This is a genomic window from Streptomyces sp. NBC_00250, from assembly GCF_036192275.1.
Classification (GTDB): Bacteria; Actinomycetota; Actinomycetes; order Streptomycetales; family Streptomycetaceae; genus Streptomyces.
The window spans coordinates 5909735-5924693 of the sequence record NZ_CP108088.1 but is presented as its reverse complement, the minus strand read 5'-3'; the positions used below and the strand labels follow the sequence as shown (position 1 = coordinate 5924693).

At 70.9% G+C, this 14959-nt stretch carries 13 protein-coding genes; 7 read left to right on the top strand and 6 right to left on the bottom strand.

Features of this window, described 5'->3' with window-relative positions; genetic code table 11:
- Nucleotides 1-65 precede the first annotated feature (65 nt).
- A complete protein-coding gene (locus tag OG259_RS26840; RefSeq protein ID WP_328944583.1) occupies nt 66-734 on the top strand; it encodes a TetR/AcrR family transcriptional regulator in 669 nt (222 codons plus the stop codon).
- Here the strand turns inward: OG259_RS26840 and OG259_RS26835 are convergent.
- On the bottom strand, nt 712-1920 hold the full coding sequence (locus OG259_RS26835; RefSeq protein WP_328944582.1) for a cation:proton antiporter: 1209 nt from the start codon (nt 1918-1920) through the stop codon (nt 712-714). The genes OG259_RS26840 and OG259_RS26835 overlap by 23 nt on opposite strands.
- A 199-nt stretch (nt 1921-2119) precedes the next feature.
- Between OG259_RS26835 and OG259_RS26830 the strand changes: the two genes are divergently transcribed.
- Together OG259_RS26830 and OG259_RS26825 are read left to right on the top strand one after the other, a co-directional pair.
- Nucleotides 2120-2344: a heavy-metal-associated domain-containing protein gene (locus OG259_RS26830; protein WP_266892055.1), complete on the top strand. Its 225-nt coding sequence runs from the start codon at nt 2120-2122 to the stop codon at nt 2342-2344.
- A 71-nt stretch (nt 2345-2415) separates the two neighbouring features.
- Nucleotides 2416-4659 carry a heavy metal translocating P-type ATPase gene (locus OG259_RS26825; RefSeq protein ID WP_328944581.1) on the top strand — a complete coding sequence of 748 codons (2244 nt, stop codon included), beginning with the start codon at nt 2416-2418 and terminating at the stop codon, nt 4657-4659.
- A 515-nt stretch (nt 4660-5174) separates the two neighbouring features.
- On the opposite strand, the gene OG259_RS26820 is transcribed toward OG259_RS26825, so the two are convergent.
- Complete coding sequence (locus OG259_RS26820) at nt 5175-6464, bottom strand: citrate synthase (RefSeq protein WP_328944580.1); 1290 nt, start codon at nt 6462-6464, stop codon at nt 5175-5177.
- A 179-nt stretch (nt 6465-6643) separates the two neighbouring features.
- Nucleotides 6644-8875, bottom strand: a complete 2232-nt coding sequence (gene recD2, locus OG259_RS26815; RefSeq protein WP_328944579.1) for an SF1B family DNA helicase RecD2 — start codon at nt 8873-8875, stop codon at nt 6644-6646.
- A gap of 189 nt (nt 8876-9064) precedes the next feature.
- On the opposite strand from recD2, the gene OG259_RS26810 reads away from it, so the two are divergent.
- Together OG259_RS26810 and OG259_RS26805 are read left to right on the top strand one after the other, a co-directional pair.
- On the top strand, nt 9065-9301 hold the full coding sequence (locus tag OG259_RS26810) for a type II toxin-antitoxin system VapB family antitoxin (RefSeq protein WP_328944578.1): 237 nt from the start codon (nt 9065-9067) through the stop codon (nt 9299-9301).
- Nucleotides 9298-9714, top strand: a complete 417-nt coding sequence (locus OG259_RS26805; protein WP_328944577.1) for a PIN domain nuclease — start codon at nt 9298-9300, stop codon at nt 9712-9714. Before OG259_RS26810 ends, OG259_RS26805 begins: the two co-directional genes overlap by 4 nt.
- Before the next feature lie 34 nt (nt 9715-9748).
- Here the strand turns inward: OG259_RS26805 and OG259_RS26800 are convergent, their stop codons facing one another.
- Genes OG259_RS26800 through OG259_RS26790 form a run of 3 tightly spaced genes read right to left on the bottom strand, consistent with a single transcriptional unit; the run spans nt 9749 to nt 12848 of the window.
- Nucleotides 9749-10552, bottom strand: a complete 804-nt coding sequence (locus tag OG259_RS26800; RefSeq protein ID WP_328944576.1) for a sugar phosphate isomerase/epimerase family protein — start codon at nt 10550-10552, stop codon at nt 9749-9751.
- The gene (locus tag OG259_RS26795; RefSeq protein WP_328944575.1) at nt 10549-11700 is read right to left on the bottom strand and encodes a dihydrodipicolinate synthase family protein; all 1152 of its coding nucleotides are present in this window, start codon (nt 11698-11700) and stop codon (nt 10549-10551) included. The genes OG259_RS26800 and OG259_RS26795 overlap by 4 nt, the downstream gene beginning before the upstream one ends.
- Complete coding sequence (locus OG259_RS26790; protein WP_328944574.1) at nt 11697-12848, bottom strand: Gfo/Idh/MocA family protein; 1152 nt, start codon at nt 12846-12848, stop codon at nt 11697-11699. Before OG259_RS26790 ends, OG259_RS26795 begins: the two co-directional genes overlap by 4 nt.
- Before the next feature lie 110 nt (nt 12849-12958).
- Between OG259_RS26790 and OG259_RS26785 the strand changes: the two genes are divergently transcribed.
- Nucleotides 12959-14044: a LacI family DNA-binding transcriptional regulator gene (locus OG259_RS26785; RefSeq protein WP_328944573.1), complete on the top strand. Its 1086-nt coding sequence runs from the start codon at nt 12959-12961 to the stop codon at nt 14042-14044.
- 205 nt (nt 14045-14249) lie between these two features.
- On the top strand, nt 14250-14921 hold the full coding sequence (locus OG259_RS26780) for a DUF4097 family beta strand repeat-containing protein (protein ID WP_328944572.1): 672 nt from the start codon (nt 14250-14252) through the stop codon (nt 14919-14921).
- The last annotated feature ends 38 nt before the right edge of the window (nt 14922-14959 follow it).

The following is a 14959-nucleotide window of genomic DNA, read 5'->3' as shown; positions in this document are numbered from 1 at the left end:
GTTTCTCAAGAATGCGAGCGACCTCTCGTGTTTGTCAAACGCGTAGAGGAAAGCTGGAGACAGCCATGTCCGAGGACAGGACCGAAGAGCCGAAGGCGCCCCGCCGCCAGGCGCGCGGCGAGCGCCGTATCGCACAGCTGCTCCAGGCCGCCGCGAACGTCTTCTGCGCGAACGGCTACACCGCGTCCAGCACCAACGCGATCGCCCGCGAGGCCCATGTCTCGCCGGGCACGCTCTACCAGTACTTCCCGAACAAGGAAGCCATCGCGATAGAGCTCGGCGAGCGCCTGCTGCAGGAGATGCGGGAGGCCCACGGCCAGGCGTTCACCCCGGAGAACCTCGCCCTGCCGCTGCCCGCACTGCTCGACGTCGTCGTCGACCCGATGATCGAGTTCAACTGCGAGAACCCGGTCTTCCTCGCCCTGATGCACGGCTCCGAGGTCCCCGGCCGGATCGCGGAGGAGCACGACGCCCTGCACGCCTCGCTCCTCGCGCGCGTGCAGGAGGTGATCGCCCACTACGCCCCCGACCTCTCCGAACGGGAGCGCGCCCGCGTGGCCGACATGACCTTCGTGACCTTCAAGGGCGGCCTGGAACTCATCCTCGCCGCACCGGAGGGGGCCGAGCGGAACGCGACGATCGCCGAGCTGAAGACCCTCCTCCTCCGCTACCTCGGCCCGCTGACCGACGGGCCGAGCCCGCAACCGTCGGTCACCACGACTCCGAGCCGCTGACCTGCTCGGACGGGAGCGCCTTCGCCCCCGACCGCGACTTCAGCGCGAGCAGCGGGAAGACGAGCACGGACACCATGCCGGCCCCGACGAGCGCCGCCGCCTCGCCGGCCGTCATCGCCTTGTCGTCCACGCCGATGGTCGTGATGGCGACGACGAGCGGCAGCGCGGTCGAGCCGTAGAGGACGAGCCCGCCCCGGTCCTTGCGGTCCAGGTCGCGCGGGGCGAGGAACCAGATCGGTCCGCCCCGCACGACGAGGAAGAGCAGCAGGAAGACCGGCAGCAGGAGCAGGGTGCGGCCGCCGTCGAGCAGCGAGGCCAGGTCGAACTCGATCCCGGTGACGACGAAGAAGAGCGGCACGAGGAAGCCGAAGCCGACGCCCTCGATCTTCTCCAGGATCTGCGGCCCCGACTCGGGCGCGGCCCCGGTCAGCACGAGCCGGGTGATGAGTCCGGCCGCGAAGGCGCCGAGCAGGACGTCGAGCCCGAGGGCCTGCGAGGCACCCAGCATCAGGGCGAGCAACAGGAAGACGAACCGGACCGCGAACTGACCACTGCTGTGCAGGGTCTTGGCGATGATCCGGGAGAACCACGGCGGACGCGGCCGCAGCGCCCAGAACACGGCCCCGGCGGTGAGCGCCGCGAAGACCGCGAGCAGCACGGTCGACTCGGCCGCGCCGCGCCCGCTGAGCAGCAGGGCCATCGCGATGATCGGGCCGAACTCGCCGACCGCGCCGAAGGCCATGACCACCGAGCCGAACCGCCCGTGGAGGTCGCCCGCGTCGCGGAGCACGGGCAGGACGGTGCCGAGCGCGGTGCTGGTGAGCGCGACGCCGATGAAGACGCCCTTGGCGTATCCGCCGCCGAGGAGGACTCCGGTGGCGAGTCCGAGCCCGAGGGTGATCAGCCAGGCCCGGACGGAGCGCCGGAGGGTGTCGCCACGGACCTTGCCGAACTCGATCTCGTACCCCGCGAGGAAGATCAGCATGGTGAGGCCGAGCTCCGAGAGTCCGTCGATCAGGGCGTCGGGGTGGGCCCAGTCCAGGACGTCGGGGCCGATCAGGATGCCGAGCAGGATCTCGAAGATGACGAGGGGGACGGGGAGCTTGCGCCCGACTCCGTAGGCGAGCAGCGGCGCCAGGACGGCGATCGCCATGATCAGGATGAGCGTGGCCCCCGAATGCGACATATCGGGTATTTACCATAAGCTCCAGTCAGACGGCCCGCCGCTGGAGGGACTTGGAGGTCTTCGCGTGCTCGCCCCGGTGACCGCCGCCGGAATCCTCCGACCGGGGCCGCCGGCACGGCGCGCGCGGACCTGACTGGGAATTTATACCCCCTAGGGGTATAATCCGTGGCGTAGGCCCTGAACCCACGAGGAGAACGCCATGACCGCAGAGACGAAGACCGACCTCACCACCGTCTACCAGGTCAAGGGCATGACCTGTGGCCACTGCGAGGGCGCGGTGTCGAGCGAGATCTCCGAACTGCCCGGCGTCTCCTCGGTCACGGCGGTCGCCGCCACCGGACAGGTGACCGTCGTCTCCGCCGCCCCGCTCGACGAGGAGGCCGTCCGCGCCGCCGTCGACGAGGCCGGCTACGAACTGGTCTGACCGCTCCCCCTCGGCACCTCGCAGGGTCGTACCGTTACCTGGTACGGCCCTGCTCCCGTTTGGAACCGCACATGACCTCCAGCACCACCGCACCCCTCGTCGATGTCGCGGTCACCGAGCTGACGATCGGCGGGATGACCTGCGCCTCCTGCGCGGCCCGCGTCGAGAAGAAGCTCAACCGCATGGACGGGGTCACCGCGACCGTCAACTACGCCACGGAGAAGGCGCGCGTCGAACACCCCCCGGAGGTCGGGGTCGAGGCGCTGATCGCCACCGTGGTCAAGACCGGCTACACCGCCGAGGAACCCCCGCCGCCGGAGCCCCCGGTCGAGGCTCCGGAGCAGGGACCCGAGCGGGACCCCGAGCTCGCCCCGCTGCGGCAGCGGCTCACCGTCTCCGCGCTCCTCGCCGCGCCGGTCGTCCTCCTCGCCATGGTCCCGAGCCTCCAGTTCGACAACTGGCAGTGGCTCTCGCTCACCCTCGCCGCCCCCGTCGTCGTCTGGGGCGGGCTGCCCTTCCACCGGGCCACCTGGACCAACCTCCGGCACGGCGCCGCCACCATGGACACCCTCGTCTCCGTCGGCACCCTCGCCGCCTTCGGCTGGTCGCTCTGGGCCCTCTTCCTCGGCGACGCCGGCATGCCCGGCATGCGGCACGGCTTCGACCTCACCGTGGACCGCTCCGAGGCCTCCTCCGCGATCTATCTGGAGGTCGCGGCGGGAGTCGTCACCTTCATCCTCCTCGGCCGCTACCTGGAGGCCCGCGCCAAGCGGAAGGCGGGCGCGGCACTCCGAGCCCTGATGGAACTCGGCGCCAAGGACGTGGCCGTCCTGCGCGGGGGAACGGAGGTACGGGTGCCGGTCGCCGCGCTGCGGGCCGGCGACCTCTTCGTCGTACGCCCCGGGGAGAAGATCGCCACCGACGGCACCGTCACCGAGGGCGCCTCCGCCGTCGACGCCTCCCTGCTCACCGGCGAGTCGCTGCCGCTGGACGTCGCCGCGGGCAGCGACGTCACCGGCGGCTGCGTCAACGTCTCCGGCCGGCTCGTCGTCCGGGCCACCCGGGTCGGCGCCGACACCCAGCTCGCGCGGATGGCGAAGCTCGTCGAGGACGCCCAGAACGGCAAGGCCGAGGTACAGCGGCTCGCCGACCGGATCTCCGCCGTCTTCGTCCCGGTGGTCCTGCTCATCGCACTCGGCACCCTCGTCACCTGGCTGCTGGCGACCGACGACCCGACGGCCTCCTTCACCGCCGCCGTCGCCGTCCTGATCATCGCCTGCCCCTGCGCCCTGGGCCTCGCCACCCCCACCGCCCTCATGGTCGGCACCGGGCGGGGCGCGCAGCTCGGCATCCTGATCAAGGGCCCCGAGGTCCTGGAGTCCACCCGCCGCGTCGACACGATCGTCCTCGACAAGACCGGGACGGTCACCACGGGCCGCATGCGACTGACCGGGGTGCGCGTGTACGGCGGGAAGTACGGCACCGACGCCACCGACGAGACCGAGCTGCTCCGGCTGGCCGGGGCCCTTGAGCACTCCTCCGAGCACCCGGTGGCCCGCGCGGTCGCGGCCGGCGCCGTCGAGCGCTGCGGGGAGCTCCCCGTACCGAAGACCTTCGAGAACGTCCCCGGGCTCGGCGTACGCGGCTCGGTCGACGGCCACCTGGTCCTCGTCGGCCGCGCCGCGCTGCTGACGGCGGAGGGCGTCGACGTGCCGACGAGGGCGGAGCCCGGCGCCGTCCACGTCGCCTGGGACGGGGTCGCCCGGGGCACCCTGACCGTCGCGGACACCGTCAAGGACACCAGCGCGGAGGCGGTGGCCCGGCTGCGCGGCCTCGGGCTGCGGCCGGTCCTCCTCACCGGGGACCACCGGGCGGTGGCGGAGGCCGTGGCGGCGCAGGTGGGCATCGACGAGGTGATCGCCGAGGTGCTGCCGGAGGAGAAGGCCGAGGCGGTCCGGCGGCTCCAGGCGGAGGGCCGGACGGTCGCGATGGTCGGCGACGGGGTGAACGACGCGGCGGCCCTCGCCACGGCGGATCTGGGCCTGGCGATGGGGACGGGCACGGACGCGGCGATCGAGGCGAGCGATCTGACCCTGGTCCGGGGCGACCTGCGGGTCGCGGCCGACGCGATCCGGCTCGCCCGCCGCACCCTGGCGACGATCAAGGGCAACCTCGGCTGGGCCTTCGGCTACAACGTGGCGGCACTCCCGCTCGCGGCGGCCGGACTGCTCAACCCGATGATCGCGGGTCTGGCGATGGCCTTTTCGTCCGTCTTCGTCGTATCCAACAGCCTTCGGCTACGGCGCTTCGTCTGAATTCACCTACACGTGACGCACAGGACCTTCACAAGGAGACCTAGATCACAGATATTGGGGGGTAACCATCTGGGCTGTTCGCGAGTCTAAGTGGGCGATGCCGAGAACGTCTTGGGGGACGTTCATGGAATGTCTTGGGGGATGTTCCAGGCAAGCGTTGGCCGGGGCACGTGCACCGGGGAGCTTTGAGCGGCCCTCCCGTACGTACCCCGGCAGACCGCGTCGCGCCGACCCGCGCAGCTTCTGCTGACACCCGCAGACGCCCGGCCCGGATCCCGTGGGGGGAATCCGCACCGGGACATGGGAAGCGCCCCGCTCGTCGACCCGTGGGGGGATCGACGGCGCGGGGCGCTTCCTCTTTTTCGGGGCTCGGTACTCCCCCTGGCTTCGCCGGGGGACACCCGCCGGGGCGCTACAGCCGGTGCCGGCGCGCCCCTTCGGCTCACTCGCCCTCGGGCGCACCCCGCGGCCGTCGTGGACCGACCAGGGGTACGCCCTCAGTCATGGCGAGGGGTTCAGCGGCCTTCGACCGGGACGAAGTCGCGGAGGACCTCGCCCGTGTAGATCTGGCGCGGGCGGCCGATGCGGGAGCCGGGCTCCTTGATCATCTCGTGCCACTGGGCGATCCAGCCGGGAAGGCGGCCGAGCGCGAAGAGCACGGTGAACATCTCGGTCGGGAAGCCCATCGCGCGGTAGATGAGGCCCGTGTAGAAGTCCACGTTCGGGTAGAGGTTGCGCGAGACGAAGTACTCGTCGGAGAGCGCGTGCTCCTCCAGCTTGAGCGCGATGTCCAGCAGCTCGTCGGACTTGCCGAGGGCCGAGAGGACGTCGTGCGCCGCCGCCTTGATGATCTTGGCGCGCGGGTCGAAGGACTTGTACACCCGGTGGCCGAAGCCCATCAGGCGGACGCCGTCCTCCTTGTTCTTCACCTTGCGGATGAAGGAGTCGACATCGCCACCGTTGGCCTTGATGCCTTCGAGCATCTCCAGGACCGACTGGTTGGCGCCACCGTGCAGGGGGCCCCACAGGGCCGAGATGCCGGCGGAGATCGAGGCGAACATGTTCGCCTGCGAGGAGCCGACCAGACGCACGGTGGAGGTCGAACAGTTCTGCTCGTGGTCCGCGTGCAGGATCAGCAGCTTGTCGAGCGCGGAGACGACGACCGGGTCCAGGTCGTACTCCTGCGCCGGGACCGAGAAGGTCATGCGCAGGAAGTTCTCGACGTACCCGAGGTCGTTACGCGGGTAGACGAACGGGTGACCGATCGACTTCTTGTACGCGTACGCCGCGATCGTCGGCAGCTTGGCGAGCAGCCGGATCGTGGAGAGGTGGCGCTGCTCCTCGTCGAACGGGTTGTGGCTGTCCTGGTAGAAGGTGGACAGCGCGGAGACCACCGAGGAGAGCATCGCCATCGGGTGGGCGTCCCGCGGGAAACCGCGGAAGAAGTTCTTGACGTCCTCATGGACGAGCGTGTGCTGCGTGATCTCGTTCTTGAAGGTCGCCAGCTCGTCGACCTTGGGCAGCTCACCGTTGATCAGCAGGTACGCCACCTCAAGGAAGGTGGAGCGCTCGGCCAGCTGCTCGATGGGGTAACCGCGGTACCGCAGAATCCCCTGCTCACCGTCGAGGTAGGTGATCGCGGATTTATAGGCGGCGGTGTTGCCGTATCCGCTGTCGAGGGTGACCAGACCGGTCTGGGCTCGGAGTTTCCCGATGTCGAAGCCCTTGTCGCCGACGGTGCTCTCGACCACCGGGTAGGTGTATTCACCGTCCGCGTACCGCAGTACTACAGAGTTGTCGCTCACGTCATCCCTCACCGACGTAGTGCCTCTTCTTCGAGGTGCCCTGACTGTCTCTACCATCCCCCATTTGGCTCAGGAGAGTGCACTCGGGGTCGACCATTGGGCCAATCGGCGGCACTCAGTGCCGCCAACCTTCATATCCTGCCCCCTTCGCCCCGGTTCCGGTAGTCCTCCGTGATCTTTCACACGGGGGCGCCGCCTGTGAGCCGAAACGCGAGTGCGGTAAAGCGTCTGCCTGCGGAAACCGTTCGGACCGCCTGGGCGATCGCCCGGCGGGAGCCGACCAGGACGACGAGCTTCTTGGCCCGGGTCACGGCCGTGTAGAGAAGGTTCCGCTGAAGCATCATCCAGGCACTCATGGTGACCGGAATCACCACGGCCGGATACTCGCTGCCCTGCGAACGGTGGATGGTGACCGCGTACGCGTGGGCCAGTTCGTCCAGTTCGTCGAAGTCGTACGGCACCTCCTCGTCCTCGTCCGTCCGCACGACCAGGCGCTGCTCGACCGCGTCCAGCTGGGTGACGACGCCGACCGTGCCGTTGAAGACTCCGTTGGCCCCCTTGTCGTAATTGTTCCTGATCTGGGTCACCTTGTCGCCGACACGGAAGACCCGGCCGCCGAAGCGCTTCTCCGGCAGATCGGGGCGGGCCGGGGTGATGGCCTGCTGCAGGAGTCCGTTGAGCGAGCCCGCACCGGCCGGGCCCCGGTGCATGGGGGCGAGGACCTGCACGTCACGGCGCGGGTCGAGCCCGAACTTGGCCGGAATCCGGCGGGCCGCGACCTCCACCGCGACCCGGGCGGCGTCCTCGGTCTCCTCCTCGACGAAGAGGAAGAAGTCCGGGAGGCCTTCGGTCTTCGGCGGGGTGCCGGAGTTGATCCGGTGCGCGTTGGTGACGACGCCGGACTCCTGGGCCTGCCGGAAGATCCGGGTCAGCCGCACCGACGGTACGGGGCTTCCCGGGGCGAGCAGATCGCCGAGGACCTCGCCCGCGCCCACCGACGGAAGCTGGTCCACATCGCCCACGAGCAGCAGATGGGCCCCCGGTGCGACGGCCTTGACCAGCTTGTTCGCCAGGAGCAGGTCGAGCATGGAGGCCTCGTCGACGACGACGAGGTCGGCATCGAGGGGCCGGTCCCGGTCGTAGGCCGCGTCGCCGCCCGGCTTGAGCTCCAGGAGCCGGTGGACGGTGGAGGCCTCGGCGCCGGTCAGCTCGGCGAGCCGCTTGGCGGCCCGGCCGGTGGGGGCGGCGAGGACGACCTTGGCCTTCTTGGCGCGGGCCAGCTCCACGATCGAGCGGACCGTGAACGACTTGCCGCAGCCGGGGCCGCCGGTGAGCACGGCGACCTTACGGGTGAGGGCGAGCCGGACGGCCTCCTCCTGCTCGGGCGCCAGGGAGGCCCCGGTCCGGTCCGCGAGCCAGGCGAGGGCCTTGTCCCAGGCCACGTCCCGGAAGGCGGGCATCCGGTCCTCGTCGGTCCGCAGAAGGCGCCGGAGCTGGCCGGCCAGCGACAGCTCGGCCCGGTGGAAGGGGATCAGGTACACGGCGGTGACGGGTGCCCCCTCGGGCCCCGGGACCGTCTCCCGCACGACCCCCTCGGGGTCCTCGGCCAGCTCGGCGAGGCATTCGATGACAAGCCCGGTGTCGACCTGGAGGAGCTTCACCGCGTCGGCGATCAGCCGCTCCTCGGGGAGGAAGCAGTGCCCCTGGTCGCTCGACTGCGACAGCGCGTACTGCAGGCCGGCCTTCACCCGGTCGGGGCTGTCGTGCGGTATGCCCACGGACTGGGCGATCTTGTCCGCGGTGAGGAAGCCGATGCCCCAGACATCGGCGGCGAGCCGGTAGGGCTGGTTGCGGACGACGGAGATCGAGGCGTCCCCGTACTTCTTGTAGATCCGCACCGCGATGGAGGTGGAGACGCCGACGCCCTGGAGGAAGACCATGACCTCCTTGATCGCCTTCTGCTCCTCCCAGGCCGCGCTGATCTTCTTCGTCCGCTTGGGGCCGAGGCCCGGAACCTCGATCAGGCGCGCGGGGGCCTCTTCGAGGATGTCGAGCGTGTCCAGACCGAAGTGCTGCGTGATGCGGTCGGCGAAGACGGGGCCGATGCCCTTGACGAGACCCGAGCCGAGATAACGGCGAATGCCCTGGATCGTGGCGGGCAGCAGGGTCGTGTAGTTCTCGACGGTGAACTGCTTGCCGTACTGCGGATGCGAGCCCCAACGGCCCTCCATCCGCAGCGACTCCCCCGGCTGCGCCCCGAGCAGCGCCCCCACCACGGTGAGCAGGTCCCCGGCCCCGCGCCCGGTGTCGACGCGGGCGACCGTGTACCCGCTCTCCTCGTTGGCGTAGGTGATCCGCTCCAGGACCCCTTCGAGCACGGCCGACCCCGGCCCCCGACCCTCGTTGGACATGCCCCGACGGTAGCGAACCGGTCGGACAGTGCGGGCGGCACTGTGGACAACCGCCCCTCCGGGGCGCCCGGGTCGGATGGAAGGGCTTTCGCAGCAGGCGGCGCGCTCGCGATGCCCGGGACGCGACACAAGCGCTACGATGTATAGAAGGTGCGTGTTCTTCCCACATGACCCACATGGAGGGTGATCATGGGTGTGACCAACGTGGATGTGGACGACGACGTTCTCGCCGAGGCCGCGAAACTGCTCGGTACGACCACGAAGAAGGACACGATCAACACGGCCCTGGAAGAGGTCATAAGGCGGCATCACCGCCGGGAGGCGTTCCAGCGGCTCGCAGAGCGCGGCGCGCGCGGCCAGTTGGAGCGCACACGCCGGGACTGGGAAGCACGCAAGGCCGTCCAGCACGCCGGGGACGGCGAGTGATCACGTACCTCATCGACACCAGCGCGTACGTCCACCTCGGCACCGATCCCGCCGCGCAGCGGCGCTGGGACGCCGAGATCGAGACAGGCGCCATCGGAATGTGCGAGGCCACCCGGACGGAGATCCTTTTCAGTGCCGTGAGCGCGGAAGACCGCGATGAGATCGATGAGGACCTCGTTGCCATGTTCGCGCCGGTACGCGTCCCGAAGGACGCGTGGCGATGGGTGGAAACCGCCCAGTACAAGCTGACGCAGAAGGGGCAGCACCGCGCGGCGGGTGTCGTGGATCTGCTTCTCTGCGCCACGGCGGTCCATCACGGTCTGACCCTCCTGCACCGTGACAACGACTTCGCCACGGTCACTCGCGTCCTCAAAGAGGTCGAGCAGCAGGACGTGCGGCGCCCGGGCGAGTGACAAGCTCGCGCGCGGCGCCGCCGGGCCCGGTCGGTCAGACCTCCAGGAACCTTTCCAGCGTCTCCTCCAGGACCTCCACGCCGTCCCTCGCCCACAGGGCGTCGTTGAAGATCTCCACCTCCACCGGGCCCGTCCAGCCCGCCTTCTCCACCAGGTCGGCCCACGCCCGGAGGTCGATCGCGCCGTCGCCCAGCTGGCCCCGGCCGGTCAGGACGCCGGCCGGGAGCGGGGTGGTCCAGTCGGCGAGCTGGAAGGAGTGGATGCGGCCCGCCGCGCCCGCGCGTTCCACCGCCGCCGGGGCCCGGTCGTCCCACCAGAGGTGGTACGTGTCGACCACCACGCCCACGTGGTCGGCGGGGAAGCGCTCCGCGACGGCCAGCGCCTGGTCGAGGGTGGAGACGGCGCAGCGGTCGGCGGCGTACATGGGGTGGAGGGGCTCGACGGCCAGGCGGATTCCGCGTTCGGCCGCGTAGGGGGCCAGGGCGCCGATGGCCTTGGTGATCTGGGCGCGGGCCGAGGGCAGGTCCGGGAAGGCGGGGGTGAGGCCGCCGGAGACCAGGACGACGGTGTCCGTGCCGAGCGTGACCGCCTCGTCGATCGCCGCCCGGTTCTCCGCCTCCCAGCCGTCCGAGGTGAAGAAGCCGCCGCGGCAGAGGGTGGTGACGGTGAGGCCCGCGTCCCGTACGAGATCGGCCGCCGCCTCGACCCCGTACTCCTGGACCGGTTCGCGCCACAGGCCCACGCCCCGGATGCCGAGGCGGACGCAGTGGGTGACCAGGTCCGGCAGGGCGAGCTGCTTGACCGTCATCTGGTTGACGCTGAAGCGGTCGAGGTTCATCGCAGGCCTCCCTGGACGGTCAGGAGGGAGCGCATGCGCTCCTCGGCCAGTGCCGGGTCCGGGAACAGGCCCAGTCCGTCCGCCAGTTCGTAGGCGCGCGCGAGGTGCGGGAGCGAGCGGGCGGACTGCAGGCCGCCGACCATCGTGAAGTGGTCCTGGTGGCCGGCCAGCCAGGCCAGGAGGACGACTCCCGTCTTGTAGAAGCGGGTCGGGGCCTGGAAGAGGTGGCGGGAGAGCGCGACCGTCGGGTCGAGGGTGGCACGGAAAGCGTTTACATCACCCGTGTCGAGAGCCCGTACCGCCTCCGCCGCCAGCGGCGCCAGGGGGTCGAAGATGCCCAGCAGGGCGTGGCTGAAGCCCTGTTCGTCGCCCGCGATCAGCTCCGGGTAGTGGAAGTCGTCGCCCGTGTAGCAGCGGACGCCCTCCGGGAGGCGGCGGCGGAGTTCGACCTCGCGGCGGGCGTCGAGGAGGGAGACCTTGATGCCGTCGACCTTGTCGGGGTGCGCGGCGATGACCTCCAGGAAGGTCTCGGTCGCGGTGTCGAGATCTGCCGAGCCCCAGTACCCGTCGAGCGCCGGGTCGAACATCGGGCCGAGCCAGTGCAGGATCACCGGCTCGCTCGCCTGGCGGAGGAGGTGGCCGTACAGGTCGAGGTAGTCGTCCGGGCCCGCCGCGGCGGCGGCGAGGGCGCGGGAGGCCATCAGGATGGCCTGGGAGCCGGTCTCCTCGACGAGCGCGAGCTGCTCCTCGTACGCCTTGCGCACCGCCACCAGGTCGGCGGGGCCGGAGAGTTGGTCCGTTCCGACGCCGCAGGCGATCTGCCCGCCGACGGCCTTCGCCTCCGCCGCGCTGCGGCGGATCAGCTCCGCCGCTCCCGCCCAGTCGAGGCCCATCCCGCGCTGGGCGGTGTCCATGGCCTCGGCGACCCCGAGGCCCTGGGACCAGAGGTGGCGACGGAAGGCGAGGGTGGTGTCCCAGTCGACGGCGGCGGCCGAGTCGGGGGTGGTGTCGGCGTACGGGTCGGCGACGACATGGGCGGCGGAGAAGACCGTTCGGGAGGCCAGGGGGCCGCCCCCGCTCAGGGAGAGGGGCTCGGTGCGGCGCGTGTACTCCCGTACGCCGCCGCCGATCTCGGGCAGGCGGATCACAGGCTCACCTCCGGGACGTCGAGGCGGCGGCCCTCGGCGGCGGACTTCAGGCCGAGTTCGGCGAGCTGGACGCCGCGGGCGCCCGCGAGGAGGTCCCAGTGGTACGGCTCGCCGAGGGTGACGTGCCGCAGGAACAGCTCCCACTGGGCCTTGAAGCCGTTGTCGAACTCGGCGTTGTCGGGGATCTCCTGCCACTGGTCGCGGAAGGGCTCGGTCGCCGGGATGTCCGGGTTCCAGACCGGCTTGGGGGTGGCCGAGCGGTGCTGGACGCGGCAGTTGCGCAGTCCGGCGACGGCGGAGCCGTGGGTGCCGTCGACCTGGAACTCGACGAGTTCGTCGCGGTTGACGCGGACGGTCCAGGAGGAGTTGATCTGGGCGATGGCGCCGCCCTCCAGCTGGAAGATGCCGTACGCGGCGTCGTCGGCGGTGGCCTCGTACGGCTTGCCCTGCTCGTCCCAGCGGCGCGGGACGTGGGTGGCGACCTGGGCGGTGACGGAGGTGACGCGGCCGAACAGCTCGTGGAGCACGTACTCCCAGTGCGGGAACATGTCGACGACGATGCCGCCGCCGTCCTCCGTGCGGTAGTTCCAGCTGGGGCGCTGGGCGTCCTGCCAGTCGCCCTCGAAGACCCAGTAGCCGAACTCGCCGCGCACGGACAGGATCTCGCCGAAGAAGCCGCCGTCGATGAGGCGCTTGAGCTTGAGCAGGCCCGGCAGGAACAGCTTGTCCTGGACGACGCCGTGCTTGACGCCCTTCTCCGTGGCGAGCCGGGCGAGTTCCAGGGCGCCCGCGAGGTCGGCGGCCGTCGGCTTCTCGGTGTAGACGTGCTTGCCGGCGTGGATGGCCTTGGTGATCGCCTCGGCGCGGGCGGAGGTGACCTGGGCGTCGAAGTAGATGTCGATGCCGTCGTCGGCGAGGACGGCGTCGAGGTCGGTCGACCACTCGGTGAGTCCGTGGCGCTCGGCGAGCGCGCGCAGGGCGGGCTCGCGGCGGCCGACGAGGACCGGCTCGGGCCAGAGGGTCTCGCCGTTGCCGAGGTCGAGGCCGCCCTGTTCGCGCAGGGCGAGGATCGAGCGGACGAGGTGCTGGCGGTATCCCATGCGTCCGGTGACGCCGTTCATGGCGATGCGGACTGTCCTGCGTGTCACGAAAGGTTCCTCTCCCCGGTGTTCCGCGCCCCGATAGAAAGCGCTTTCCATCGGCGATGACGCTAGCCTGCCGACATCGCCGTCGACAAGGCCCTGGAGGTACGCACACGATGACCGTCACCCTGGCGGACGTGGCCGCCCGCGCACGGGTCTCACCCGCCACCGTCTCCCGCGTCCTCAACGGCAACTACCCGGTCGCCGCGTCGACCCGCGAGCGGGTCCTGCGGGCCGTGGACGAGCTGGACTACGTCCTCAACGGGCCCGCCAGCTCGCTCGCCGCCGCCACCTCCGACCTGGTCGGCGTCCTCGTGAACGACATCGCCGACCCGTTCTTCGGGATCATGGCGAGCGCGGCGCAGAGCGCCATCGGGGAGGGCGCGTCGGGACGCGGCGGCGGCGAGAAGCTCGCCGTCGTCTGCAACACCGGCGGCTCCCCCGAACGCGAGCTGACCTACCTCACCCTGCTCCAGCGGCAGCGGGCCGCGGCCGTGATCCTCATGGGCGGCTCCCTGGAGGACCCCGGGCACCTGACGGCGACGGCGGCCAAGCTGGCCAAGCTGGCGGAGGCGGGGACCCGGGTCGTGCTGTGCGGGCGGCCGCCGGTCACCGGCGACGGGAACGCGGCGGCGCTCGTCTTCGACAACCGGGCGGGCGCGCGGCGCCTCACCGAGCACCTGATCGAACTCGGCCACCGGCGCATCGGCTACGCCGCGGGCCCCGCCGACCGGACCACGACCCGGCACCGCCTCGAAGGCCACCGCGAGGCGCTCGCGGCGGCGGGCGTGCCCGAGGGCCCGACGGTCCACGGCGCGTACGACCGGCAGGCCGGCTACGAGGCCACGGCCGAGCTCCTGGCCCGCGACCCGGACCTCACGGCGGTCGTCGCCGCCAACGACACGGTGGCCCTCGGCGTCTGCGCGGCCCTGCGGGAGCGGGGCCTGTCCATCCCGGGCGACGTCTCCGTGGCGGGCTTCGACGACCTGCCCTTCTCGGTGGACGCGGTCCCGTCCCTGACGACGGTCCGTCTGCCGTTGCACGAGGCGGGGGTACGAGCGGGCCGTCTGGCGATGGGCACGGAGGAGCCCCCGGCGAACGGCCTGGAGCGGGTCCCGGCGGAGCTGGTGGTACGGGGGTCCACGGGGCGGCCGCGGGGGCGCACCCTGCCCGCGACGGCGGACGCAACACCCTCCGCATAGCGTTCACTTCCATTCCATTGCAACGCAACGGCATCCAGTCATTGCGTTAGCTTCAGAATCGTTGCAACGAAATCCTGACCCTCACCTGCACTGATGCAGATTTCGCGCAACGAACGCGTTGCCAGACCTATGAACGCAACGTAGCTTTTCCCTCATCGGAAACGGCGGGCCCGGGAGTGGGCCCGCCCCATGAAGGAGAAGAACCTTGCAGAAGTTCGCCGCCACCGCCGCGATCATCACCGTCCTCGACATCCCCGCCGGGCGCATCCAGCTCATCGCCGCCGACCGTGACGACGCCACCGTCGACATCCGGCCCGCGAACGCCGCCAAGTCCGCCGACCAGAAGGCCGCCGAGCAGGTCTCGGTCGAGTACGCCGACGGGGTCCTGCGGATCACCGCCGCCCCGGCCGGGAACCGGCTCCTGGGCGACTCCGGAGCGGTCGAGGTGACCGTCCAGCTGCCCGCCGGCTCCCGGATCGAGGCGAAGACCGCCGCCGGCGACCTCCGCGGCGTCGGACGCCTCGGCGACGTCACCTTCGAAGGCGCACAGGGCACCGTCACCCTCGACGAGACCGCCACCGCCCGCCTCACCCTCCTCGCCGGCGACATCACCGTCGGCCGCCTCGGCGGCGCCGCCGAGATCAGCACCCAGAAGGGCGACCTCCGCATCACCGAAGCCGTCACCGGCTCCGTCGTCCTGCACACCGAGTCCGGCGGGATCACGGTCGGCGCCGCCCGCGGCGTCTCCGCCACCCTCGACGCCGGCACCGCCTACGGCCGCGTCCACAACACCCTCACCAACACCGACGGCCCCGCCGCAAGCCTGAACATCCACGCCACCACCTCCTACGGCGACATCACCGCCCGCAGCCTCTGAACCGCTACGGCAGACCGCTACGGCGACACCTCACCGAC